The organism is Burkholderia sp. AU18528 (genome assembly GCF_002223215.2).
Classification (GTDB): Bacteria; Pseudomonadota; Gammaproteobacteria; order Burkholderiales; family Burkholderiaceae; genus Burkholderia; species Burkholderia semiarida.
In genome coordinates this window covers 65,287-86,561 of the sequence record NZ_NKFC02000006.1, presented here as the reverse complement: position 1 = coordinate 86,561, position 21,275 = coordinate 65,287, and the positions used below count along the sequence as shown (strand labels likewise).

Annotated in this window: 24 protein-coding genes and 1 pseudogene; 12 read left to right on the top strand and 13 right to left on the bottom strand. The window is 65.5% G+C overall.

Annotation, left to right across the window (positions count from 1 at the left end; genetic code table 11):
• Positions 1-78: 78 nt before the first annotated feature.
• The 6 genes from CFB52_RS17140 to CFB52_RS17115 form a co-directional block, all read right to left on the bottom strand.
• Complete coding sequence (locus CFB52_RS17140; protein ID WP_089465317.1) at positions 79-738, bottom strand: response regulator; 660 nt, start codon at positions 736-738, stop codon at positions 79-81.
• Positions 739-1,088: 350 nt separating this feature from the next.
• Positions 1,089-1,277 carry a hypothetical protein gene (locus tag CFB52_RS35115; protein WP_081059181.1) on the bottom strand — a complete coding sequence of 63 codons (189 nt, stop codon included), beginning with the start codon at positions 1,275-1,277 and terminating at the stop codon, positions 1,089-1,091.
• Between the two features lie 120 nt (positions 1,278-1,397).
• Positions 1,398-4,472: an ATP-binding protein gene (locus CFB52_RS17130; RefSeq protein WP_099317847.1), complete on the bottom strand. Its 3,075-nt coding sequence runs from the start codon at positions 4,470-4,472 to the stop codon at positions 1,398-1,400.
• A 380-nt stretch (positions 4,473-4,852) separates the two neighbouring features.
• Positions 4,853-5,869, bottom strand: a complete 1,017-nt coding sequence (locus CFB52_RS17125; protein ID WP_099317013.1) for a hypothetical protein — start codon at positions 5,867-5,869, stop codon at positions 4,853-4,855.
• A gap of 137 nt (positions 5,870-6,006) precedes the next feature.
• Positions 6,007-6,834: a hypothetical protein gene (locus CFB52_RS17120; RefSeq protein WP_059581218.1), complete on the bottom strand. Its 828-nt coding sequence runs from the start codon at positions 6,832-6,834 to the stop codon at positions 6,007-6,009.
• A gap of 129 nt (positions 6,835-6,963) precedes the next feature.
• Positions 6,964-7,551: a tetratricopeptide repeat protein gene (locus CFB52_RS17115; protein WP_059644760.1), complete on the bottom strand. Its 588-nt coding sequence runs from the start codon at positions 7,549-7,551 to the stop codon at positions 6,964-6,966.
• 361 nt (positions 7,552-7,912) lie between these two features.
• On the opposite strand from CFB52_RS17115, the gene CFB52_RS17110 reads away from it, so the two are divergent.
• From CFB52_RS17110 to atsR, 3 genes are read left to right on the top strand one after another with little or no spacing between them, the layout of a single operon-like run.
• Entirely contained in the window at positions 7,913-8,785 is an 873-nt protein-coding gene (locus CFB52_RS17110) for a helix-turn-helix domain-containing protein (RefSeq protein ID WP_059576173.1), read from the top strand.
• Positions 8,786-8,833: 48 nt separating this feature from the next.
• Positions 8,834-9,337, top strand: coding sequence for a molybdopterin-dependent oxidoreductase (locus tag CFB52_RS17105; protein ID WP_059576176.1), 504 nt, complete (start codon positions 8,834-8,836; stop codon positions 9,335-9,337).
• A 1-nt stretch (position 9,338) separates the two neighbouring features.
• Positions 9,339-11,159: a hybrid sensor histidine kinase/response regulator AtsR gene (atsR, locus tag CFB52_RS17100; RefSeq protein WP_099317012.1), complete on the top strand. Its 1,821-nt coding sequence runs from the start codon at positions 9,339-9,341 to the stop codon at positions 11,157-11,159.
• A 58-nt stretch (positions 11,160-11,217) separates the two neighbouring features.
• Here atsR and CFB52_RS17095 read toward each other — a convergent pair whose 3' ends face one another.
• Both CFB52_RS17095 and CFB52_RS17090 read right to left on the bottom strand, forming a co-directional pair.
• Positions 11,218-11,637, bottom strand: coding sequence for a secondary thiamine-phosphate synthase enzyme YjbQ (locus CFB52_RS17095; RefSeq protein ID WP_059576183.1), 420 nt, complete (start codon positions 11,635-11,637; stop codon positions 11,218-11,220).
• Between the two features lie 10 nt (positions 11,638-11,647).
• The gene (locus CFB52_RS17090; protein WP_059576186.1) at positions 11,648-11,974 is read right to left on the bottom strand and encodes a thioredoxin family protein; all 327 of its coding nucleotides are present in this window, start codon (positions 11,972-11,974) and stop codon (positions 11,648-11,650) included.
• A 228-nt stretch (positions 11,975-12,202) separates the two neighbouring features.
• Here CFB52_RS17090 and CFB52_RS17085 point away from each other — a divergent pair, with 228 nt between their 5' ends.
• The 7 genes and pseudogenes from CFB52_RS17085 (at position 12,203) to CFB52_RS17055 (ending at position 16,076) form a co-directional block, all read left to right on the top strand.
• A complete protein-coding gene (locus CFB52_RS17085) occupies positions 12,203-12,907 on the top strand; it encodes a flavin reductase family protein (RefSeq protein ID WP_099317011.1) in 705 nt (234 codons plus the stop codon).
• 31 nt (positions 12,908-12,938) lie between these two features.
• Complete coding sequence (locus CFB52_RS17080) at positions 12,939-13,118, top strand: hypothetical protein (protein WP_059576192.1); 180 nt, start codon at positions 12,939-12,941, stop codon at positions 13,116-13,118.
• A gap of 53 nt (positions 13,119-13,171) precedes the next feature.
• A complete protein-coding gene (locus CFB52_RS17075) occupies positions 13,172-13,504 on the top strand; it encodes a DUF2322 family protein (RefSeq protein ID WP_059576195.1) in 333 nt (110 codons plus the stop codon).
• Between the two features lie 106 nt (positions 13,505-13,610).
• On the top strand, positions 13,611-14,480 hold the full coding sequence (locus CFB52_RS17070; RefSeq protein ID WP_059576198.1) for a PASTA domain-containing protein: 870 nt from the start codon (positions 13,611-13,613) through the stop codon (positions 14,478-14,480).
• Positions 14,481-14,614: 134 nt separating this feature from the next.
• Positions 14,615-15,247: a LysE family translocator gene (locus CFB52_RS17065; RefSeq protein ID WP_059576201.1), complete on the top strand. Its 633-nt coding sequence runs from the start codon at positions 14,615-14,617 to the stop codon at positions 15,245-15,247.
• Positions 15,248-15,460: 213 nt separating this feature from the next.
• A pseudogene (locus CFB52_RS17060) lies at positions 15,461-15,802 on the top strand (type II toxin-antitoxin system RelE/ParE family toxin).
• Complete coding sequence (locus tag CFB52_RS17055; protein ID WP_060314794.1) at positions 15,789-16,076, top strand: helix-turn-helix domain-containing protein; 288 nt, start codon at positions 15,789-15,791, stop codon at positions 16,074-16,076. Before CFB52_RS17060 ends, CFB52_RS17055 begins: the two are co-directional and overlap by 14 nt.
• Before the next feature lie 73 nt (positions 16,077-16,149).
• On the opposite strand, the gene CFB52_RS17050 is transcribed toward CFB52_RS17055, so the two are convergent.
• Entirely contained in the window at positions 16,150-16,719 is a 570-nt protein-coding gene (locus CFB52_RS17050) for a hypothetical protein (RefSeq protein WP_059576210.1), read from the bottom strand.
• Between the two features lie 226 nt (positions 16,720-16,945).
• Complete coding sequence (locus tag CFB52_RS17045; RefSeq protein ID WP_006486309.1) at positions 16,946-17,404, bottom strand: Lrp/AsnC family transcriptional regulator; 459 nt, start codon at positions 17,402-17,404, stop codon at positions 16,946-16,948.
• 125 nt (positions 17,405-17,529) lie between these two features.
• Between CFB52_RS17045 and CFB52_RS17040 the strand changes: the two genes are divergently transcribed.
• Both CFB52_RS17040 and CFB52_RS17035 read left to right on the top strand, forming a co-directional pair.
• Positions 17,530-18,264 carry an AzlC family ABC transporter permease gene (locus CFB52_RS17040; protein WP_059576213.1) on the top strand — a complete coding sequence of 245 codons (735 nt, stop codon included), beginning with the start codon at positions 17,530-17,532 and terminating at the stop codon, positions 18,262-18,264.
• The gene (locus tag CFB52_RS17035) at positions 18,257-18,565 is read left to right on the top strand and encodes an AzlD family protein (protein WP_099317010.1); all 309 of its coding nucleotides are present in this window, start codon (positions 18,257-18,259) and stop codon (positions 18,563-18,565) included. The genes CFB52_RS17040 and CFB52_RS17035 overlap by 8 nt, the downstream gene beginning before the upstream one ends.
• 125 nt (positions 18,566-18,690) lie before the next feature.
• On the opposite strand, the gene CFB52_RS17030 is transcribed toward CFB52_RS17035, so the two are convergent.
• The 3 genes from CFB52_RS17030 to CFB52_RS34255 all read right to left on the bottom strand — a co-directional run bounded on the left by CFB52_RS17030 (position 18,691) and on the right by CFB52_RS34255 (position 21,155).
• Complete coding sequence (locus CFB52_RS17030) at positions 18,691-19,428, bottom strand: hypothetical protein (RefSeq protein WP_099317009.1); 738 nt, start codon at positions 19,426-19,428, stop codon at positions 18,691-18,693.
• Positions 19,429-19,608: 180 nt separating this feature from the next.
• The gene (locus tag CFB52_RS17025) at positions 19,609-20,160 is read right to left on the bottom strand and encodes a hypothetical protein (RefSeq protein ID WP_059576219.1); all 552 of its coding nucleotides are present in this window, start codon (positions 20,158-20,160) and stop codon (positions 19,609-19,611) included.
• 8 nt (positions 20,161-20,168) lie between these two features.
• A complete protein-coding gene (locus CFB52_RS34255; RefSeq protein WP_063892420.1) occupies positions 20,169-21,155 on the bottom strand; it encodes a hypothetical protein in 987 nt (328 codons plus the stop codon).
• Positions 21,156-21,275: the final 120 nt, after the last annotated feature.

The following is a 21,275-nucleotide window of genomic DNA, read 5'->3' as shown; positions in this document are numbered from 1 at the left end:
GTGTCGTGGAAGTCGCGTCGGCGCCGGTGCAGCCGCCCGCGCAGCCCGGGTCACGGTTACCGCCCGCCGGTTGCTAGTCTACGCATCGGTCGCAGGCATGTCGGGCAGATGGCCCTCGCTTGCATAGCGGATCAGATCCGCGTCGCGGACGATGCCGAGCTTCTTCATCGCGCTCGACTTTTGCGAGCTGATCGTCTGCTTGCTCCGGTGAAGCTGAATGGCGATCTCGCCGACCGTCATGCCGGCCCCGTAAAGCCGCACGACCTCGATTTCGCGGGCCGTCAGCGCACGCGTGCCCGTCGATTTCTCGGTGCCCTCGAGCAACTGCTTGACGAATGGCGACAGATAGTTCGCGCCGACATAGGCCGCGTGAACCGCGCCGACCAGATGCGAAATCGCATCGGACTTGCTGAGGATGCACCCCACGCCCTGCCGCTGGATCGCATGCAGCACACTGGGATTGTCGATCATCGTGATCGTGACGAGATGAAGCGCGGGATAGCGGCGCTGCAGAAACGACAACAACGTGAGGCCGTCGCCATACTTGCCGCCCGGCATCACGTAATCGACGACGAGCACGTCGCTCTGCTGCTCGTCGAGCATCGCCACCAGATCGGTCGAATTCGAGACAGTGCCGAGCAGCTTGATCGTGCTGCTGCCCGCGAGTGCCTGCGACATCCCGAGTGCGGACGACGGATGATCGTCCGCCACCATCACTCGCACAAAAAATTCATCCATCTTTATTCTTCTCCCGATACACGCGGCCCGACGTGCCATGTTGCGCGACGCGCCGGGATTCGAATCGATCTCGCAACGGTTGGATTGCGACGTTCAGCGAACCGGGCGGTGCGCAGCGTAATTTTAGGATAATAGACGGGTTCGGCGTCGCCACCGAGAATCGGGACGGGCGGCGCTTCCGCCGGTCCGCGCCCGTCGAGCTTCGACGCCACCGCCGACGCGCCGGCCGCCGGCTGGAACACGGCGCCGCGACGGCACGCACGTTCGGCAATCGGACGCCCACGCACACCCGATCGACGGCCCCCACACCGTCGATCCATCCCGTCCCGCAAAGCGCCTTGGCCCGTTGCCTAACGCCTGGCCACGGTCTTGTCCGGTTCATCCATCCTGTCGTCCGCAGCATGCTGCCACTCAGTGATCGCCCGCCGCTTCTGCGACGGCGACATCATCATGAACTCGTTCAGCCTCGTGAGAAAATCCCGTCTGGATTTCTCCGGTAGCGTCGCGAATCCAAGCAGCAGCCCGAACACCTTCCCCATATAGCGCACGGCCTTCGCCCTCCTTGTTCAATCGAAATCACGCGGCATCCAGGCGATGCCGCGTGTCTGCCTTCCCAGTCTGGATACGGGCGATCTACGCCGCAGTCGCATCGTTCATTTTTATCGTCCTGGCCAGTGCGCCGCCGCAGCCACGGCTGCTCTCGACGTCGGCCGTTCGTCCGCGGCGGCGGCGGGAAACCGTATCTCGCGCTGTCGTGCGATACGGGCCAGGCTGCGACGCAGGTCGGCCAGCGTCACCGGCTTGGTCAATACGCAGTCGATGTTCGACGCCGCGTAACGACGCGCGTCCTCGGGCGTCAAATGCGATGCGACCGCGACCATGTCGCCAGGCAGCGCGCGCGCATGGACGGCTTCCGCGAGTTCGCATGCCGACATGTCGGGCAGGTCGGCGCCGAGCAGCAGCACGTCCCACGCACCGCTCGCGAGCGTATCGAGCGCGGCGCCGCCGGACGACACGCACCGGACCGCGCAACCGAGCACCTCGAGCTGCTCGCGGAAAATCGACCCGTTGACCGACGCGTCGTCGGCAACCAGCACGCGAGGCACACGCGCGCCGGAAGTTCCCGCTGGCCGATCGTCACTCCCTTCCCGCGCCGGCGGCCGCCGCTGCTCGGCCGTCGCGACGCGCGCCTGCTCGATCGCCGTGCACAACCCGTTCAACGAATAGCTCGACACGCGGATCGTGCGGCCCGCGACGTTCGGCTGCAGCGGGCCGTCCGGTGTCGCGAGTACGACCGGCGTACCGCCGCCGAGACTGTCGAGCTCGTCGCGCCGCCACTGCTCCGAATCGCCGAAGAGTACGATCGCGTGAGCACGCTCGAGGCACCCGGCGGCAATCCCGATCGGACTCGGATGCATCGCGACATCGAAACCCCATGCACGCAGATGCGGAAAGGCGAACGCGCGCCACGCGTCGTCGGGCGACACGACGATCAGTGTCCGTCGCTCGCCCGTCACCGCCCGGGATTTCGGCGCAATCTCCATGCGCAGCGGCAATCGAACGGTAAACCGGCTGCCGACGCCCGGCGCGCTGTCGACCGAAATCGTCCCGCCCATCGCCGCGACGAGCCGATCGCACAGCGCGAGGCCGAGCCCCGTGCCGCCATAGCGCCGCGTGATCGACGCGTCGACCTGGGAAAACGGCTTGAACAGCCGGGCCCGCTGCGCGGGATCGATGCCGATGCCCGTGTCCTCGATGCCGATCGCGAGTTCCGGTACGCCGCCCGTGCCTCGCCCCGCCACCACACGGACGACGACGCGGCCTTCGCGGGTGAACTTGATCGCGTTGCCCAGCAGGTTGCCGACCACCTGCGCGAGCCGCGTCGGATCGCCACGCATGCGCTGCGCGCCGCTCGCGTCGATGTCGGCGAACAGCGGCAATCCCTTCGCCTTCGCGACGGAGGAAAATGCCGCCAGTTCGCGCTCGATCACCGCAATCACGTCGAACTCGATCGACTCGACCGACATCGCGCCGGCCTCGATCTTCGAGAAATCGAGGATATCGCTGACGATCGCGAGGAGGCCCTCCGCCGATGCGCGCAACGTCTGCACGCGGCTCTGCTGCGATGCATCGAGCGCCGTGCGCTCGAGCAATTCGAGGTTGCCGAGGATCACGTTGAGCGGGGTCCGGATCTCATGGCTCGTCGCGGCGAGAAACGACGACTTGGCGGCATTCGCCGAATCGGCCGCGCGCACGGCTTCCTCGAGCTGATGCACGAGCCGGCGCTGGGCACTCGTGTCGGCGAAGGACGCGATCATCACGTCCTCGCCCTGATAGCGCGCGCCGTGCGCGATGACCTCCAGATGCAGCGGCGCGGCGCCGGATGCGTCGAGCACGAGTTCGGTCGTCATCGTTCGGCCAGCGCCTTCGTCCGCGACGAACCCCTCGTATTGCGCGAGGACCTGCGCCGCCAGCGCCTGCGGATCGCCGCCGTACGGCACGAGCATCTGCGCCAGCACGTCGCTCGCCAGTATCACGCGGCGATCGGATCGTGACACGAGCCCGATGCCGACGGGCGCCATTCCGATCACGCTGCGGCACAGATCCTCGCTGTCGAACACGCGTGCCGAGCGCGCGTAGACGGGCACGAGCATGCGCCGGTAGAAACGCACCAGCAGCAGCCACATCACCGCGATCGCCAGCAGCGACGTCGCGACGAGCGCCCCGGCCTGCACGCCGATCGCGGCCGCGACATCGGCCAGCGACAGCGCATAGGCGATCGTCCAGCCGGTTGCGGCGAGCGGGCCGCGGAACACGATCGTGCCGTCGCGAAACATCGCCTCGGCCGGCGCCGCGTGCTCGTGCGCGACGTCCAGCGCGAGCAGACGCGCGTCGAGCGCCGGCGTGCGCTCGACCCCGGGATCGATCGTGATGAGCCGGTTGTCCGCGGTCGTGATGAAGAACACGCCCGCCGCGTGGCGATCCTGCAGCCACGACAGCAGATATTCGGGCGCGTACTCCGTCACGAGCACCGCGAACGGCTGGCCGTCGGCGCGCGCCTGCGCGGCGATCCGGATGCGGGCCTGCCCCGTCACCGGGTTGACGTAGGGCGGCAACCAATGCACGTGCGGCCGACCATCCGCGCCGAGTTCGGGCGTGGGTGTGAAATCGATGCGCAACGCGTCGAGCACATGCGCGCGCGCTTCGGCCGTGGCCAGCGCCGGGTTGTCGCCCGACAGGTGCGGCACCAGGCCGAACAGCCCCGTGCGCGTGCTGTAGTGGTAACCCTCCAAGGTGCGTCCGCGATTGAGCGAACTCGCCGCGCAGATACGCGACAGCATGAACGACAGCGCGAGGTAGCGCGCCACCTCGTCGCGCCGCGTCGTCTGGCCCGGCACGCCGACCACCAGCGACGGATACGGCTTGATCGCGAGTTTCTCGCCGTCGGCGAAGAATGCGTCGACGACGGACGCCGGCGCCGCATCGAGCTCTCGCCAGATCAGCTGCGTATTCGCGACGCCGTTGCGGAACGACGTCTCGCTCACCTGAATCTCGTCGACGGTTTCCTCGACGCCGTTCAGGAAATTGCGCCGCTCGCCGTCCAGATAGCCGTATACGATCGACACGATCCCGAGCCCGCAGGCAACGAGAATCAGGATCGTCACGACAATGGCGCCGCCGAACATCGAAATGCTCTGATAGCGGCGAATGGACTGAAGCGTGCTGTACGGCATGGCCTGGCGCGACGGCACGTCGGGTTCGGCGGTGAGCGGATGCTCGGCCCGGACGGACGTCACGATGGAATGAAAGGGATGGAGTTGTCCCGATCATGCCAAACGACTCGGGGGAAATCAGTCGAGTCAGGCCGATTTAGTACTCGTCTGAATAATTTGAATAATTGTTTTGAACTTGACCGAGTCTTTGATGCGACATTTCGACCGATCCGGGCCGCGGCGTCACGCGGAGAACGGCAAAGCGCGGCGTATGCAGAAACGAAATACCGCCGGCAAGCCGGCGGCAAAAGATGCGCCCACGCATCGCGTGTCGCACCTGAGGCACTCGATGAGGCGCGCGCGGATCATTCTCGAATGAACGCCCCGCGCGGCGCGCCCGCTCAGTTCTGCGTGAGCGGATTCAGCGTCGTGCACAGGAAGCCCGTGCAGTTCTTCGGCGCGAAATAGAACGACGCCATCACCGGCGGCACGGTGGTGCCGAGCGCGATGTCGCTCAGATACGCCGAGCCCTGCGCGCCGAACGTGTTCGCCTGCTGCACGAAGTTCGCGCCGGTCGACTGGATCGCGGCCGACTGGTACGTGAAGGTCGGCGACTGCGTCTGGTCCTTCACGTAGACCCACGAGATCGCCGTGCCGAACGCCATCGCGCCCTTCGCGCGGTAGCCTTTCGCGCCTTCGCTGTTGGCCTGCGCGATGAAGTCGCCGACCGTCGACGTCGGCGTCAGCGCGTCGTACGTATAGGTTGCGTTCGACGCGTCGTTCTTCATGTAGACGTTCGCCTGCACGGCCCCGACCATCAGCGGGCCGACGAACCAGTAACCCGACTGGCCCTGGCCGTTCGCCTGTGTGAGGAACGCGTTCGCATCGGCCGGCAGCCCGGTCGTCGTGTACGTGTAGGTGGCCGACGAGCCACCGTCCTTGCGATAGAGATCGCCGTACGTAAGCGGCCCTTCGTAGCGGTAGCCGCTCGCCCCTTGCGCGTTGGCCGTATTGACGAAGGACGTCATGTCGGCCGGCGCCGTCTGCAACTGATACGTGTAGGTCTGCGCGGTGCCGTCATTCACGAAGATCGACTGCGTGCCGCCATTGCCCGCAGCGTAGAAGTAGTCGCCCAGATAACGATAGCCCTTCGCGCCTTCGTTGTTGACCAGCGTCAGGAAACTGGCCCGATCGGCCGCGACAGGCTGCGCCTCGTAGCGCCAGGTCAGCGTGCCGCCGCCCGAGCCGCCCGAGCCTCCCGAGCCGCCGTTGCCGCCGGAACCCGCGCCGCCCGTCCCGCCGCTGCCGCCGTTGTTGGTCGTCCCCGAACCGCCGGACGACGCGGGAGATGAATTGTCGTCGCCGCCGCAAGCGGTCAGCGCGAGGCAAGTCAATGCGATCAGTGCAACGGCTTTCATCGGAATCACCTTTCAAACGAGCAGGACGAACGACGCCCGTACGCGCGGCTCACACCGCACGCACCGACCATCACGAATCAGGAATCAGGAATCGGGGCCCGACAAGCGGCCGGCGGCATCCCGCCGGCCCGTCAGCGTCAGTTGACCTGAAGCTGGCCACCGCGGCCCAGGCCGCCCTTCACGTCCTGCGCCTTGTAGCTGCGCAGCGCGACGACCATCTTGTTCCACGCGTCGATGAACGCGACGACCGTCGCCTTGCCTTCCGGCGTCGTCGAGAAACCGGCGAGCCCGCCGCCCACCCCGCCGCCGAGGCCGCCCAGCGCCGCGCCGTAGTTCGTCGCCGTCGAGCTGCCTTCCGATGCCGCGATCTGCACCGCCGAGCGCACGTCGAACAGCGTCAGCGTGACCACCGACGCCTTCGTCTGCAGGTGCCCCGCCACCGCCGCCACCGCGCTGTTGCCGATCAGCCCGCCGATCATGCTGCCGATCCCGCCGATCGGCGAATCGTTGATCACGATCTGCGGCTCCATGTAGTAGTCGGCCGCCACACGCTGGCCCTTCTGCTGCTTCGAGCCCGCGCGATATTCGCCCGAGTTGCGTTGCAGTTGCGTGATGCGCGACAGGCGCGCGTCGCTCTTCTGGTTGCCGATCGACGTGATCACGAAGCAGTTCGACTGCTGCACGGCCAGCCGCAGCAGCGGGTCGATGCTCGTCACCTTCGTCGCGCTGCCGAACGGGCCCCACCAGTCGGCGTTGCGGCCGTCGTCGACCGCGATCGTGCCCAGCGGCGACGCGCAGCGCTGCAACTGCGAATCGGCGCCGGCGCTCGCGCCGCCGGCCGCCGCGCCCGTCACCCCGGCGTTCTGCCCGCCGGGCGTCACCATGCCGCCGCACCCCGCGACGGACGCGCCAAGCGCTGCAACCAGCGCACCTTGAATCAGACGTTGGGAAAGGTTGGTCTTCATGTCGTTGTCGATCGATTAGAGTCGTTGTTCGGCTTATGGGTCCGTGCGAACTTCGATAAGCCCCCCCGGCTTGGCGCGCGATGGTGGTCTCCCCGCGGCTGCCCCCGTTGCTTCAGGCCCGATGCCCGGTCAGTAGTACCAGTACGTCTGCTGCCAGACGCCGTAGTACGGATAGCCCGAGTACCAGTAGCCGTAATAGACGTCACGCCACTGCGTGCGCCATTTCCAGTCTTCTTCGTCTTCCTTCTTCGCCTTGCGCGCGAGATCGAGCAGCTTTTTCGATTCCTTGTCGCCGCGGCCGGCCGCGATCGACAGCCACTTCTCCGCTTCGCGCGCATCCGAGCCCATTTCCTCGAGGCCGAACAGGTAGAAACTGCCGAGCGCCTTCTGCGCGTTCAGGTCGCCACGTTCGGCGGCCTCGCGCATCCACTTGAGGGCCTGGTAGCTGTCCTGGCGCACGCCGTCGCCGCGGAAATAGCGCAGGCCGAGATCGTAGGCGGCCTTCGGCTGGGTCTTCGCGGTTTGCTTGAGCGCGGCGATGCGCGGATCTTCCCGGTCGTCCGCATCGTCCCTTTTTTGATAGGAGACCTGATCTTTAGGGCGATCGGAACACCCCGTGTCGTCGCAGATCCGTACCGTGCTGCTGGTGATGGACGGATCCTGCGCGCAGGCGGCCAACAGCAACAGCAGCCCCGGTGCGAGTAAACGGCGATACATGGGTACTATCCTCAGGTTCTTATTGGCACCGCAATGCTTCGAGCTATCCACCCCGTGAGCTCGTACCCGGTTGCGTGCGGCGCACCGGATACAATTCCATCCGCCAACGCCGACACGCATCCCAAGGCTCTCTCAGGTTCTCTCTTCGAATCGTTCCGTCACTGTTTATTGCCGCCGCTTTTCGCCGCCCGCCCATGGCCGGCATCGACCTCCAAACATGACGCGACAAACAATAGTGACGTGGTGAGCAATAATAATGGAGAAAAATGGCATGTCAAGTTCCATCGCGCGTTTAAAGTTTGCGTGGCGCGTCAGCTTTGATATGCTCTTCCTCGCCAAAACCCTTGGAGACCCCCTCGAGATGTCCACCACCGAGCAGGCCAACGTCGATCTCATCACCGCCAACAAGGTGCGCGATCTCCTGAACCGGAACGGCATTCCGCCTCGAAGTCACAACACGACGATCGCGAACGTGCTCGGCCTGAGCTTCTCGGTCGTCACGCGCAAGATGAAAGGCCTGATCCCGTGGAACCTGTCGCAGTTGCAGGACATCGCGACGCACTTCGGCGTGCCGCCCGCGATCCTGCTCGACGACAAGGGCATGCAGCCGGCCGCGCCCGAGATGATCGACGCGACGTTCGTGATCGAATCGAAGCGCTTGCGCTGCCGCGCCGCGATCTCGACGAAGGCCACCAGCCAGATCGAAACGGATTTCGTCGCGCTGCAGTGGCAGGGCGAATGGATCGTCACCGAGCGTGCGCACGCGCGCGAGGGGCGCACGTATCCGGTCGACGTGATCGAGCTGCGCTCGGCGCAGCCGAACGTGTATGCCGCGCGGATCGCCGTGGTCGACGATTCGCACGACGTCGCCGAAACGGTCTGTGAATATTTCATCGAGAAAGGCGTGAACGCGATCCCGTACTTCGACGGCGCGAGCTTCCGCAAGGCGCTGGAAGTCGAGGATTTCGACGGCTACATCCTCGACTGGATGCTCGGCGACCAGACGGCCGCCGAACTCGTGCGCGGCATCCGCTCGAGCGAGAACAGCGGCGCGCCGATCTTCCTGCTGACCGGCAAGATCTCGACCGGCGAAGCGAGCGAGGACGAGATCGCGCACATCGTGTCGCACTACAACGCGCGCTGCGAGGAAAAGCCGGTGCGCCTGCCGATCCTGTTCGCGGAAGTCGCGCGCGAACTGAAGCTCACGCTGCCGGGCGCGGCCGCCGCGAACTGAAGCCGGAGCGACACACCACCACACGAACCACCAGACCGAGGGAAAGACATGCGCGTTTCAACCATCTGGATCAAGACCGTGCTCGCGGCCTGCCTGCTCGGAATGGCCGCCGCGGCATGGGCCGCGTCGTCGTTCACGTTCACCGTCGACGGCAAGATCAGCAAGAGCAATCAGCAGGGGAAAACGGCCTACGTCTTTTCCGAGCCGGCGCTGATGGCGCTGCCGCAGCATACGATCGTCACGTCGACGAGCTGGACGCCGAAGGCGACCTTCACCGGCCCGCGCCTGTCCGACGTGCTGAAGACGGTCGGCGCGCAGGGTACGCAGATCGAATTCCACTGCATCGACGAATACACGTTCACGATTCCCGTTTCCGATGCCGACAAGTACGGCGTGATCCTCGCGCGGACGATGAACGGCAAGGTGCTCGGCAACGACAACTACGGCCCGCTGTGGATCATGTATCCGCGCGATCAGTATCCCGACGAGTTGAAGACGCCGCTCGGCGAAGCCAAATTCGCGTGGCAGATCATCGGCCTGACCGTGAAGTGACATGACGCGGCGGCGCTGGAGAAACAGAAAGATCATCCTGATCCTCGGCTCGCTGTGGATCGCGGGGTTCACCGCATGGGCGTTCCTGCTGTGGGATCTCCTCGCCACCTCGGTCAACGAGGGCGTGCTCGAGGGGCCGCGCGAAGGCGTGTTCTGGACCGCCGCGCAATACCGCAACGTCTATACGCGCTTCGACCGGCAGCTGATTCTCTACGCGACGCGCGAGGACGACGATTTCGATCACGTGCAGATGCAGCTCGACAGCCTGTCGGTGTCGTTCGGGTTCCTGCAGCGGCCGTCGGAAGTGTCACGATACTGGCTGCGCATCCCGCGCGCGCGCAACGAGATCGACGCGCTCGGCGAATTCATGACGCGCCTGAAGCGCGAGGTGCCGCTGCTGCGCGACGCGCCGAAGCAGGCGCATCAGGTGATCGACGAAGTCAATGCGTACTGGCCGAAGGTCAACGGCCTCGCGAACTACTTCCGCGCGATCGAAATGGCGCAGCGCGACTTCACGTTCCATCAATTGAAGGAAAAGCAGCGCGCGATCCTGATCCTCGGCATCGTGCTCGGCGTGATCCTGTGCGCGCTGTTCCTGCTGCTGTTCTATACGATGCGTACGCGCGACGACCTGCTGGCGCGGCAAAACGCGGCACTCGATGCGGAACGCAAGGCGTCCGACCGCGCGTTCGAGATGATCGAGGCGAAGAACGCGTTCCTCGGGATGGTCAGCCACGAACTGCGCACGCCGCTGCAGGCGATCTGCGGATCGATCGAGATCCTGCTGGCACGCCCGCAGTCCGACGCGAACCTGAAGACGATCCGGCGGCTGCAGAATTCCGCACTGTCGCTGGAAGCGCTCGTCAAGGACCTCACCGACTACATCAAGCTGCGCTCGACGAAACGCGTCGCCGAACTGGATACCGTCGGCATCGCGCCGCTGCTCGCCGAAGTGCTCGAACCGCTGCGCGGGAAGATCGCGGCCAAGCGGATCGCGGTCACGCAGCTCGTCGAGCCGCCCGGCCTCGCGATCCGCTCCGATCGCAAGCTGCTGCGGCAGGTGCTGTCGAACCTGATCGAGAACTCGGTCAAGTACACCGTCGGCGGCTCGATCACGGTGGCGATCACGCTCGCGGACGCGCCGGCCGGCGAGCAGGTGCGGATCGCCGTGCGCGACACCGGCGCCGGCATCGCGAAGCAGCATCTGCCGAAGATCTTCGAGCCGTTCTATCGCGCGAACGACGCGGTCGGGCTGCACGTGGACGGGATCGGCATGGGGCTCGCGGTCGTGCGCGAAATCGTGACGACGCTGCGCGGGCATGTGGACGTGCGCAGCGTGGTCGGCGAAGGCAGCGAGTTCGTCGTGACGCTGCCGGTCGAAGCACCCGGCGTCGAATCGGCCGGCAACGCAGCAGGGGACGCGCCCGCGCTACCGCCCGCGCTTCCGCAACGCGACCGGCGCGCGCTGGTGGTCGACGACAACGACAACGCGCGCGAAACGCTCGGCGCGATGCTGTCCGCGCTCGGCATCGAGGCCGACCTGTGCGGCACCGGGCAGGAGGGCGTCGCGCGCTTCGGTTCGGCGCGCTACGACCTCGTCGTGCTCGATCTCGAACTGCCGGACCTGAGCGGATTCGACGTGGCGCGGCGCATTCGCGCGGTGGCGCAACCCGACGGCGACGGCCGGCATCCGGCGATCCTCGGCGTCAGCGCGTATGAATCGGCCGCGTTGCGCGAGAACAAGCGGGTGTTCGACGCGTTCCTGCCGAAGCCCGTCCACCTGCGCGAACTCGGCGCGCTCGTCGAGAAGCTGCTCGCCTGAGCCGCACGCCGGCGCGGCATCGCGCGCTTCGCGCTTGCCCGGCCACTCGCCTGCTCGCCTACTCGCCGATCAGATGCAGCACGATGTCGCGCCGGTGCGCCGCGCGGCGATGCTCGAACACATAGATCCCCTGCCACGTGCCGAGCACCATACGCCCATGCTCGACCGGGATCGACAACTGCACCTGCGTGAGCGCCGTGCGCAGATGCGCGGGCATGTCGTCGGCGCCTTCGGTATCGTGCTCGTAACGCGTGTCGTCCTCGGGCGCGAGCGTCGCGAAATAGCGTTCGATATCGCGCCGCACCGACGGATCCGCGTTCTCCTGGATCAGCAGCGACGCCGAGGTATGGCGGCAGAACACGGTGAGCAGGCCGGTGCGGATCGCCTGCTGATCGACGAACGCGCGTACCTGCGGCGTGACTTCGACGAGGCCGCTGCCGCGCGTATCGACGCCGATGTGCGTGATGGCCTGTTGCATCGCCGTGACCTCAGGCCAGCGCGGCGAAGCCGTCGGCTTCGATCTGCTTCGCGTCGGTGGGGCGCACGACGCGCGCGACTTCGACCCCGTCGCGCAGGAATACCAGCGTCGGCCACAGCTTCACGCCGAACGAACGGCCGAGCGGACGGCCGGGGCCGTCCTCGATCTTCAGGTGCCGCACGGCAGGATGCGCGGCGAACGACGCCGTGATCGCGGGCTGCGCACCTGCGCAGATCCCGCACCAGTTCGCGCCGAATTCGATGACGGTTGCGCCGCCCAGTGCGTCGACTTCCGCGCGGGTCGGCGCGTTGGCGGTGTAGCGTTGCTCGGTGTCCATCGGGCCCTCGTGTACGTTGGCGAAACGCGACCGCGCGCGTCGGCGTGAGGCAGGCGCGCGGCCTTCGATTTCCTACTGTAGCGGAAAAGCCCGGCCGCTGCCGGCTCGGCCCGGCGCGGTACCCGTGCCCCTTTGCGCGCCTTTCGGAATGACACGACAAGAATCGGAGCGCCGCGCCGCCGCGACAGGGTCAGCATGCGGACTGACCCGTCACCGAAGGACTCGACCATGAACGCGCCGCATTGCGTCACCGAACCGAACATCCTCTACTTCGGCACGCCCGTCGTGCTGGTCAGCTCGCTCAACGAAAACGGCACGGCCAATCTCGCGCCGATCTCGTCCGCGTTCTGGCTCGGCTGGCGCGGTGTGCTCGGCATCGCCGCCAGTTCGCAGACCACGCGCAACCTGCTGCGCACCGGCGAATGCGTGCTGAACCTGCCGTCGTCGGCGCAGGCGGACGCCGTGGACCGGATCGCGCGCACGACGGGCACGTATCCGGTGCCCGACGGCAAGCGCGCGAAAGGCTACGCATTCGAACCCGACAAGTTCGGCACGGCCGGGCTCACCGAGGCCGCGTCGCAAACCGTCGCACCGCCACGCGCGCTCGAATGCCCGGTGCATCTGGAGGCGGTCGTCGCGGCCACGCACGGGATCGGCGACGACATGCCCGACCTGCGCGGCCGCATTCGTGTGTTCGAGGTGCGCATCCAGCGTGTGCACGTGCATCCCGACCTGCTGATGGACGATCATCCGGACCGCATCGATCCGGACAAGTGGTCGCCGCTGATCATGAGCTTCCAGAAGTTCTACGGGCTGGCGCCCCGGCAGGTGCATGCGTCGCGGCTCGCCGAGATTCCCGAGCATGCGTATCGCAGCCCCGATATCGAGCGCTCGCGCGAGGCGGGCGTACTGACCGGTTCCGTGCGGTCATGACGCCGCACGCGCCGGCACGGCGGCATCGCTGATGAACGTGACGCGGATGACCGGCGCGGTATTCGGCGGGGCGATGCCGGGCGCGCTGTACGACGCGTGCGGCGGTGGTGCGACCGGGCTGCGAGTCGCGATGCTGACGGGCGGCACGCTACAGCTCGCGGGCGCGGCGCTCGCGTGGCGCACGGCCGGCGCGCCGGCGCCGATCGGATAAGATACGGCCGGCCACGCATCTGGGCCCATGACCGAACCGACGGAGTGTTTTCAGTGATTCAACCGACCGCAGTATTCAAGGACAACCTCGCGCAACTGCCGGCCATCGACGGCATCGCGCGCATCGATCTCGTCGGCGCGAACGGCGACGTGGTCGCGACCATCGAGAACCAGCCCGGCAAGCAGGGCTCGCTCGCGGTGTACCACTATCTGAAGCAGGCGTTCGGCACGCTCGACGCGAAAGCGGCCGAGCACGGCCTCGCGGTGTTCGCCGAGCATACGGCCGACGCGCGCAATCGTCCGGGCGCGCATCCGAACGTCGATCGCCTGCTGGCGATCGTCGCGGGCGGCGATGCGCTGCGCATCGACGTGGTCGCGAAGGGCTGAGTCGTTGGCGACACGCGCGTGCCGCCTGGCGGTGCGCGCAACCGTGATGGACGGGCGGAAAAACGCGATTGCCGCGCCCGCCCCACTTTCCCCGGAGACAGCCCGCGTGTTCCTTTCCGTTGCCTCACCGCTCGCCCGCAATCTTGCTTCGATCGTTTCGATCGCGGTATTAGCCGGCGCCACGTTCGGCGGCGCGGCATCGGCCGAGCCGCTGCGCACGGGCTCCGATATCGCCGGCGCGTCGCTCGTGCCGCTCGGCACGCTGCCGCACTCGCCTGAAAGCGGTGCGCTCGATCCGTTCTGCGCGCAATATCGCGCGAAAACGACCACGGCCGCCGGCCGCGAAGTCGCGCAGCGCGACTGGATCGTGACGTCCGAGGCACCGCTCGGGCGCTATACGGTCGTGACCTTCGCAAGCGGATTCAACGCCGGCACGAGCGCGATCTGCTTCGCGCGCAACGGCAATATCGGCGTCTTCGACGGCACGACGCTCGTCGCGCTCGGCTACACCGCGCGCAAGGCCGGCTGGCAGCTCGGCTCGGTCGATCGTCTGGAAAACGGCGCGCTGCTCGTCTGGGGCGGCGACGGCCCCGGCGCGCCCGTCGGCGAGTTGCACGCGGAAAGCGGCGGCCTGCGGCTGACCCGCGTCGCCGCCGAAAGTACGCACTGCAACGGCCGCGCGGTCGTGCCGAACGTGTATGGCAAGCCGCTCGACGCGGCACGCAAGATGCTGATCGCGCATGGCTGGCAGCCGCTGCGTCCGCGCGAAAAGCCGGACGCGGCGGATGGCGCTGCAACGCTCGCGAAGCACGGCATCGTCGAAGCCGAAGCGTGCTCGGGCACCGGCGTCGGGTATTGCGCGCTGCGCTACCGGAACGCGGCCGGCGTGCTCGGCGTGACCACGGTGGGTGGCGCGCCGGACAAGCCTTCCGAGAACACCGTGATCGACTATCAGGTTGCTTGCCGCAAACAGTGAGTGGCGTGCAGGCGGCACACGCGCGATGCGTGCCGTCTGGCCATCGGGCCATCGTCCGTTCGCTCGATTGACCGGCCTCGGGCGCCCTCCTAAACTGACCTCCCTTTAACGCCGCACCGGCAAAAGGGGCCGCCATGATCGATCTCTCCACGCTCGCGCTGTTCTCCGGCGCGTGTCTCGCGCTCACCGCCACGCCCGGCCCGGACATGTTGCTGATCGCGTCCCGCAGCGTGAGCCAGGGCCGGCGCGCAGGCTTCGCGACGCTCGCGGGCATTCAGGCCGGCACCTACTGCCATGCGCTCGCTGCGGCGCTCGGGTTGTCGCAGCTCTTCGTCGCGGTGCCGCTCGCGTACGACGTCGTGCGCTTCGCTGGCGCCGCGTATCTGCTGTATCTCGCGTGGAAAACCTTCCGTTCGGATGCGACCGCGCTGTCGCCCGTCGCGTCGCAACGTCGCCACTCGACCGCGACGATCTTCCGCCAAGGGCTGACGACGAACCTGCTGAACCCGAAGATGGCGCTGTTCGTGCTCGCGCTGTTCCCGCAGTTCGTGCGGCCCGAACATGGCTCGATCGCCGTGCAGATTCTCGTGCTCGCGACGGTGCTCAACCTGATCGGGATCGTTGTGAACGGCGCGGTGATTCTCTCCGCGAGCCGGCTGAGCCAGCGGATCGGCGCACGCCGCCGGCCGTCGAAGGTGCCGCAGTATCTGCTCGGGTCCGTGTTCGTGGGGCTGGCGGCGCGGCTCGCGGTGGCGGGGCGGAACTAACCCCGTCGCGAATCCGTGGTACCCACTCCACGCTGACACCGAGTCGCGCTGCTTCCCGGGCCCGAATTCCCGAGCGCGCTCGGTTCCGTGCATCGTCATCGATATCTCCGACCCAAGAAATACGGTCGCGAACTCCCTCACGTGTGACCAACCGCCTGTGCCCGCATCTGCGGCCCGGCGTCGTTCTTGCCGCAACATAACATATTTGTTACTATGTCGACTCATGGTTACGAGATCCAGTTCTTCAACGACCGTGTAGCGGCGGGAGTCGCGTCGTTGCCGACGACCCTGCTTGCCCGGTACTTTGCACTCGCTGACCGAATGGAGCGGTACGGTCCGAATCTCGGGAAGCCTCACTCCCGACCGATGGGAAACGGCCTGTACGAAATGCGATAGAAGGGCGCGGAAGGTATTGCCCGAGTGTTTTACTGCGCGCTCGTCGAGCGGCGTATCGTCATGCTGCACTGTTTCGTGAAGAAGACGCCAAGGGCACCTCTGAAGGAACCGGAAATCGCGCGTCGTCGATTGAAGGAGGTTCGAGATGGCAACGTATAGGGAACTACGTGAGCGGGCATTGGCCGACCCCGCGGTGCGCACGGAATACGAACGATTGAATCGCGAGGAATTCGCGCTGCTCGACGCGATGCTGGCTGCGCGGCGAGAGGCTGGCTTGTCGCAAGCCGATGTGGCGGAACGGATGGGCACGAAAGCGCCCGCCATTACGCGACTCGAGCGTGCGCTCGCAACGGGGCAGCATTCCCCGTCCGTCGATACGCTGCGCAAGTATGCGGCGGCTTGCGGCAAGAGGCTCGTGATCTCGTTCGCGTGAATCACGCACGCTCGAAACGGTCGGCTTCCATGACGGATTTCAATACCGGCATGGCGCGCGAGCGCCGAAGCCGTCAGCGCGTCGCGCCCAGCGCCACGCGCAGCCGCTCCATCAACTGCGTGTAATGCTTCAGCACGTCGTCCTTCGGCACGACGTTCGCGGTCGCGAAACGCTCCGACCACGCCGGCTTCCATTCATACGAACCGTGCACGCTGCGGTCGCCGTCGGGCGCCTGGATCAGCGAGCGGATCCGCGCGTCGCGGCCCGGCCCCGTATGCATCTCGAACAGCGCATGGATGAACGTGTGATATGCGTCGTACACGTCGTCGTCGAACAGGTAACGGTAGATGTGGAATGTGCGGTCGAGGTCGCGCTTCGCGCGGATCACGTCGTCCGGCGAGATGTCCTTCCAGTAGCCGATCCACGTGTAGAAGCACAGCAGCGCATTGAGTTGCGGCGCAACCGTGTCGTACAGCGCCAGCCGCTTCTCGATCAGCCGCTGGTTGGTCCACTGTACGAGTTCGAGCCGCTTCAGCCGGCGCGCGACGAGCCAGCCGAGGCACGCGACCGACAACGGCGTCAGCACGCCGAGCACGAGCTTGACGATTTCCAGTGAATTCCACGGCGTATTGAATGGCTGCATGCAGGACTCGACAGAAAAAAACGCATCCGCACCGACGCACGACCCGGCGCGCCACGCCGCGCCGCTGGGCCGACTGCATCGGCATTGACCGTTAGTTGCTTGCACATCGAACAGTGGGCGATCGCACGGCTCATCCTGTGCGACGCGACCCACCCCATCAGTTTATCGGGCGATTGTCACTGCGCGATGACCGCGCATCGATGCGCCGCCACGCGCCCACTCCTTGCTAGGTCGGTAGCGCCGACGTGAGCTTGACCTTCTGCATCGGAATGTCGGTCTTCACGCTCAGCACACCGGGAATGCGCGTCAGGTATTCCATCTGGAAGCGCCGGTAATCGTCGATGTCGGCTGCGACGACGCGCAGCAGGAAATCGCAGTCGCCGGCCATCAGGTGGCATTCGACGACTTCCGGCATCTGCTGGACGGCCTCGGCGAAACGGTTCACCGATTCCGCGTCCTGCCCCTTCAGCCATACGCGCGTGAAGATCGTCAGCCCCTTGCCGACCTTCGCGGGATTCAGCACGGCCACGTATTTCTCGATCACGCCGGCTTCCTCGAGGAGCCGCACGCGCCGCAGGCACGGCGACGGCGACAGCCCGACCTCGTGCGCGAGTTCCACGTTCTGCATGCGGCCGTCGCGCTGCAGCGCGCTCAGGATCCGGCGGTCGATAGCGTCAAGCTTCATTTGGCACCTGATTCCAAAAAATTCGCGTATCACGCGTTCAATGCCAAATTCTGAGAAAAATATGGCCACAACGCAACCCGATTCGAGTCAAAAAAGCAGACAATCCCTCCCCCGAAGGAGGAGTAATGAGCAGTAGCGTTTCAACGTCGTCCGGGCTTCGCGACAGGCCCGCCCATGTCGCCGAGATGGGTCGCGGTTTGCGCGCGGCGCTGCCCGTCATGCTGGGTTTCGTGCCGTTCGCGCTGGTGCTGGGCGCGCAGGCCGCGCAGAAAGGGTTGAGCCTGTTCGAGGTGCCGATGATGACGGGCCTGAACTTCGGCGGCGGCTCCGAATTCGCGGCGATCCATCTGTGGACGTCGCCGCCGCATATCGCGCTGATCGTCGCGATGTCGTTTCTCGTGAATTCGCGCCACATCCTGATGGGCGCCGCGTTCGAGCCTTATATCCGGCGCCTGCCGCGCCGCCGCGCGTTCGTCGCGCTGTTCTTCATGTGCGACGAGAGCTGGGCGATGTCGCTCGCCGACGCGCGCGAGCGCTCGGCCACGCACATCAGCGTGCCCTATTACGCGGGCATCTGCATGGGGCTCTATCTGACGTGGATCTCGATGACGACGCTCGGCGCGGCGGTCGGCCCGACGATCGGCAACGTCGAACAGTACGGCTTCGACATGGCGTTCACGGCCGTGTTTCTGGTGCTGCTGCGCGGGATGTGGAAAGGCGTGCGCGCGAGCCGCCCGTGGTTCGTGAGCCTCGTCGTCGCGGCGGCCACCCATCTCGCGCTGCCCGGTGCGTGGTATGTCGCGGCCGGCGCCTGCGCGGGGCTGATCGCCGCGCTGCTGTGGGAGCCGCGCGATGCCTGAGCTTCCGGATTTCGGCACGGTCGCGACGATCGTGCTGATGGCGTCGACCACGTACCTGTCGCGCATTCTCGGCTACGTGCTGCTGCGCAACCGCACGCTGAGCCCGCGGATGGCTTCGGTGATGGAGAACGTGCCCGGCTGCGTGCTGATTTCGGTGATCGCGCCGGCCTTCGTGTCGACACGCCCCGCCGACCTGCTCGCGCTCGCGATCACGCTGCTCGCGGCGACGCGCCTGTCGATCCTGCCGACCGTCATCGTCGGCGTCGTGTCGGCCGGCCTGCTGCGCTACCTGCTCGGCTGAGCGGGGCCGGCCGGCCGCACCGGCAATCCATTCCGCGACACGACGAACGCGGTGGACGGAAGTGGACGGGGGGAAGCCGCGGCATCATCCGGGGCCGTTGAAACGCGAAGAGCCGGGGGGGAAGCTCAGTTCGAGGAAGTTGATAGAAAGCTTGGCGGCAGTCCGTCGACGCGGGACGGTTTCGCGCCCGGCAGGGCGGAATCGCCGCGACACGCCGGATACCCCGGAATCTCGACGACACGACCTTGCAGCGGCCGCGGCACCCCCGGGTAGACATTGAAGCGGGGCACTGCCTGCCCGTCGACCGTGGCATCCTTCACCGCATAGCGTATGTTGCCGGTCGCCGTCAGAAGCGCGCCGTGCGCATCGCACGCGACGGACAGTGCCTCGCGCGTACTCTCGGGCAACTGGCGCACGAGTGCGCGGAATGCGAAGTTGACGACAATACTGCCGGTTGTGTTCTGCTGCTCCTGGGTCGACACCTTGATTTCGGGCTTGACGTCCAGCCGATATACCGTTTCGTTCTGCACCGGCTGCAGCGCTTTCAACACGATCTTCTTGGATTGCCCGGGCGCAAGACTCAGCTTGAACGGATACGCATACAGCGCCGGCCTGGCCAGGGTTCCGACGGGTTCGAGCTTCTCGTCGTCCAGCGGCACGCCCGGATTGAGCAGACGAGACAGCGAAATGGTCACGTACTCGGGCCGGTCGCCGTTGTTGACGATCTCTACGTTCGTCGTATTCGAGCCAACCGTGATTTCCTTCGGAAGCACGTCGATCGCGGCAAGCGCCGGGCTCGATATGAACCCGGCGATCACTGCCGCAATCGGCACAATCGAAAAAGAGAATGTGTGCAGTTTCATGTTCGCGTCTCGGTGAATCGGCATCGTGCTGAAACATGCCGGAGGGGCGTCTTGCCGGTTATCGCTCACGTGCGCGTCATGCTCGAAAAAGCGAAATCAACGACGATCGGTAAAATGCACCGCTCGCGCGCGGGCGAACGATCATGAACCCGGGCGGCGATGCCGCGAGCAGCGGCCGCGCTATTTCTGTTTCGGCACGATCGGCTCGAAGACTAGCGACAGCGTACCTGTATAGGTTCCGGTCGTACTCTTGAAATCGCCTTCCGGCGGATACGCGGAAACGTCAAGCGTATAGTAGCCTTCCGAGTCGATTTCCTCGGATGGTGGCGCCGGATTCACGAATTCGATCGCCTGCCCGACGGTGAACTGCTTCAGGGCGGCGTTTTCGGCGCCCATGCTGACGACCGGCTTCCGGAACGCGAGCGTCGGTTTCGCCTGGTTACGAATGTCCAGCGGCTGGTCCATGCGGACCTGAAACGTGCCCGTCGTCGATACGACGCGCAGGCGCGCCTTCACCTCGTAAGGGGTATCCCACGCGCCTAACTGCTGCATCGTCAGGCCTTGCCCGAACCAGCCGCCCTTGTCGTCGGTGATGATCAGATTGTTCGGGCGAATCACCTTTGCCGTGACCCTGCTTTCGGTCTTGCCGGTGAGCGCCGCAACTTGCGCCGACGCAAACGTCGGCACCAAAGCCAGAACCGCCAACGATCCGCTCAGGATGATTTTCTTCATGTCCACTCCTACGATTTCGTCACGACCGTGAACAACAGCACGTCGCTATAGTCGCCAGCCCCCGCGGACATGCCAACGGACGTCTTGAATGTCGGCACGAAACACGTGCGATTGCCAGTGTTCAGCCTGATCGCGCTGGCGCCGATGTTCGGTAACGGGAAATTCGCGCTGCCGCCGTTCAGCGTCACGCTGTACGGAACGGTTTGCTCCGGCTTGCTGGTATTCCTGAGCAGATAGCGATTACCGGACATTCCGTTCGCATTCGTCGCGTTAATGACGAAATTGCCAGAGCTGGCAAACCCCGTGTACGTGAAGCAGAGCTGCTGCGATGCACCGGCAAGCGTCTTCTGGCTTTCCCCTCGCGGCAGTTCGCCGAGATCCCAATCCGGCGCGACCGTGTCGAGAACAAACGACGGCGCCGGTGGCGGCGGCTTCGCAGGGTCCAGCACGATGCAGGTACCGTCGGTGCTCGCCATGGTGAGATAGGCTGCGCCCGTTACCTCGCCGAAATCGTTACCCTGCGTGTAGTTGGCGGCACGAAGGGACATTCCAGGCCAGTCCGCTATCTGGGAATTGTCGATCAATACCTCGATGTTGGCCGTAAAAGCTCTCTCAGTTCTCCACTCAGTCGACAAACCATAATAAATGGCGTAACCGTCTCCGACATAAGACGAAAAATTATAGCTGCCATTCAGTATAATACGTTTGGCCGCCGTGGTACTGGGCCTCAGATTTCCCATGCGATCGTAGTTGTACACCAGTATCCCTCGGGAGACGTATGCCACATTCCCGTGATTGCCGGCGGCCGGGCGGAATTTTATCGTGACACCGAGCGTGCTGGTTCCATCGCCATTGTTCTTCCACCTGCACGCGCTATAGCTATCGATGACTTTCGCGGTTTCGAGTATGAAGGCGGATGCATTAAATGAAAGCACGGAAAGACATACAGCCAACGCACAACTCCGCCAGTACTTGATGATTTCTATCCTGCCCATCGATTTAATCCTTTCGCTTAATATTCAATCCATTTCACCATCTCACCCGATCGCACATTTCCGCGTGCTGGCGGATACGGCAACATGACGGACACCTTCGTCGGCCCGGCGCGCGATACG

Bases quoted from the DNA above. Each gene is read 5' to 3' on its own strand.
- CFB52_RS17065 (WP_059576201.1), top strand. From the start codon at position 14,615: ATGATCGATCTCTCCACGCTCGCGCTGTTCTCCGGCGCGTGTCTCGCG.
- CFB52_RS17035 (WP_099317010.1), top strand. From the start codon at position 18,257: ATGCCTGAGCTTCCGGATTTCGGCACGGTCGCGACGATCGTGCTGATG.
- CFB52_RS17120 (WP_059581218.1), bottom strand. From the start codon at position 6,834: ATGAAGACCAACCTTTCCCAACGTCTGATTCAAGGTGCGCTGGTTGCA.
- CFB52_RS17140 (WP_089465317.1), bottom strand. From the start codon at position 738: ATGGATGAATTTTTTGTGCGAGTGATGGTGGCGGACGATCATCCGTCG.
- CFB52_RS17130 (WP_099317847.1), bottom strand. From the start codon at position 4,472: ATGCCGTACAGCACGCTTCAGTCCATTCGCCGCTATCAGAGCATTTCG.
- atsR (WP_099317012.1), top strand. From the start codon at position 9,339: ATGACGCGGCGGCGCTGGAGAAACAGAAAGATCATCCTGATCCTCGGC.
- CFB52_RS17030 (WP_099317009.1), bottom strand. From the start codon at position 19,428: ATGAAACTGCACACATTCTCTTTTTCGATTGTGCCGATTGCGGCAGTG.
- CFB52_RS17055 (WP_060314794.1), top strand. From the start codon at position 15,789: ATGGCAACGTATAGGGAACTACGTGAGCGGGCATTGGCCGACCCCGCG.
- CFB52_RS17105 (WP_059576176.1), top strand. From the start codon at position 8,834: ATGCGCGTTTCAACCATCTGGATCAAGACCGTGCTCGCGGCCTGCCTG.
- CFB52_RS17025 (WP_059576219.1), bottom strand. From the start codon at position 20,160: ATGAAGAAAATCATCCTGAGCGGATCGTTGGCGGTTCTGGCTTTGGTG.
- CFB52_RS17110 (WP_059576173.1), top strand. From the start codon at position 7,913: ATGTCCACCACCGAGCAGGCCAACGTCGATCTCATCACCGCCAACAAG.
- CFB52_RS17085 (WP_099317011.1), top strand. From the start codon at position 12,203: ATGAACGCGCCGCATTGCGTCACCGAACCGAACATCCTCTACTTCGGC.
- CFB52_RS34255 (WP_063892420.1), bottom strand. From the start codon at position 21,155: ATGGGCAGGATAGAAATCATCAAGTACTGGCGGAGTTGTGCGTTGGCT.
- CFB52_RS17090 (WP_059576186.1), bottom strand. From the start codon at position 11,974: ATGGACACCGAGCAACGCTACACCGCCAACGCGCCGACCCGCGCGGAA.
- CFB52_RS17115 (WP_059644760.1), bottom strand. From the start codon at position 7,551: ATGTATCGCCGTTTACTCGCACCGGGGCTGCTGTTGCTGTTGGCCGCC.
- CFB52_RS17080 (WP_059576192.1), top strand. From the start codon at position 12,939: ATGAACGTGACGCGGATGACCGGCGCGGTATTCGGCGGGGCGATGCCG.
- CFB52_RS17125 (WP_099317013.1), bottom strand. From the start codon at position 5,869: ATGAAAGCCGTTGCACTGATCGCATTGACTTGCCTCGCGCTGACCGCT.
- CFB52_RS35115 (WP_081059181.1), bottom strand. From the start codon at position 1,277: ATGGGGAAGGTGTTCGGGCTGCTGCTTGGATTCGCGACGCTACCGGAG.
- CFB52_RS17045 (WP_006486309.1), bottom strand. From the start codon at position 17,404: ATGAAGCTTGACGCTATCGACCGCCGGATCCTGAGCGCGCTGCAGCGC.
- CFB52_RS17095 (WP_059576183.1), bottom strand. From the start codon at position 11,637: ATGCAACAGGCCATCACGCACATCGGCGTCGATACGCGCGGCAGCGGC.
- CFB52_RS17040 (WP_059576213.1), top strand. From the start codon at position 17,530: ATGAGCAGTAGCGTTTCAACGTCGTCCGGGCTTCGCGACAGGCCCGCC.
- CFB52_RS17050 (WP_059576210.1), bottom strand. From the start codon at position 16,719: ATGCAGCCATTCAATACGCCGTGGAATTCACTGGAAATCGTCAAGCTC.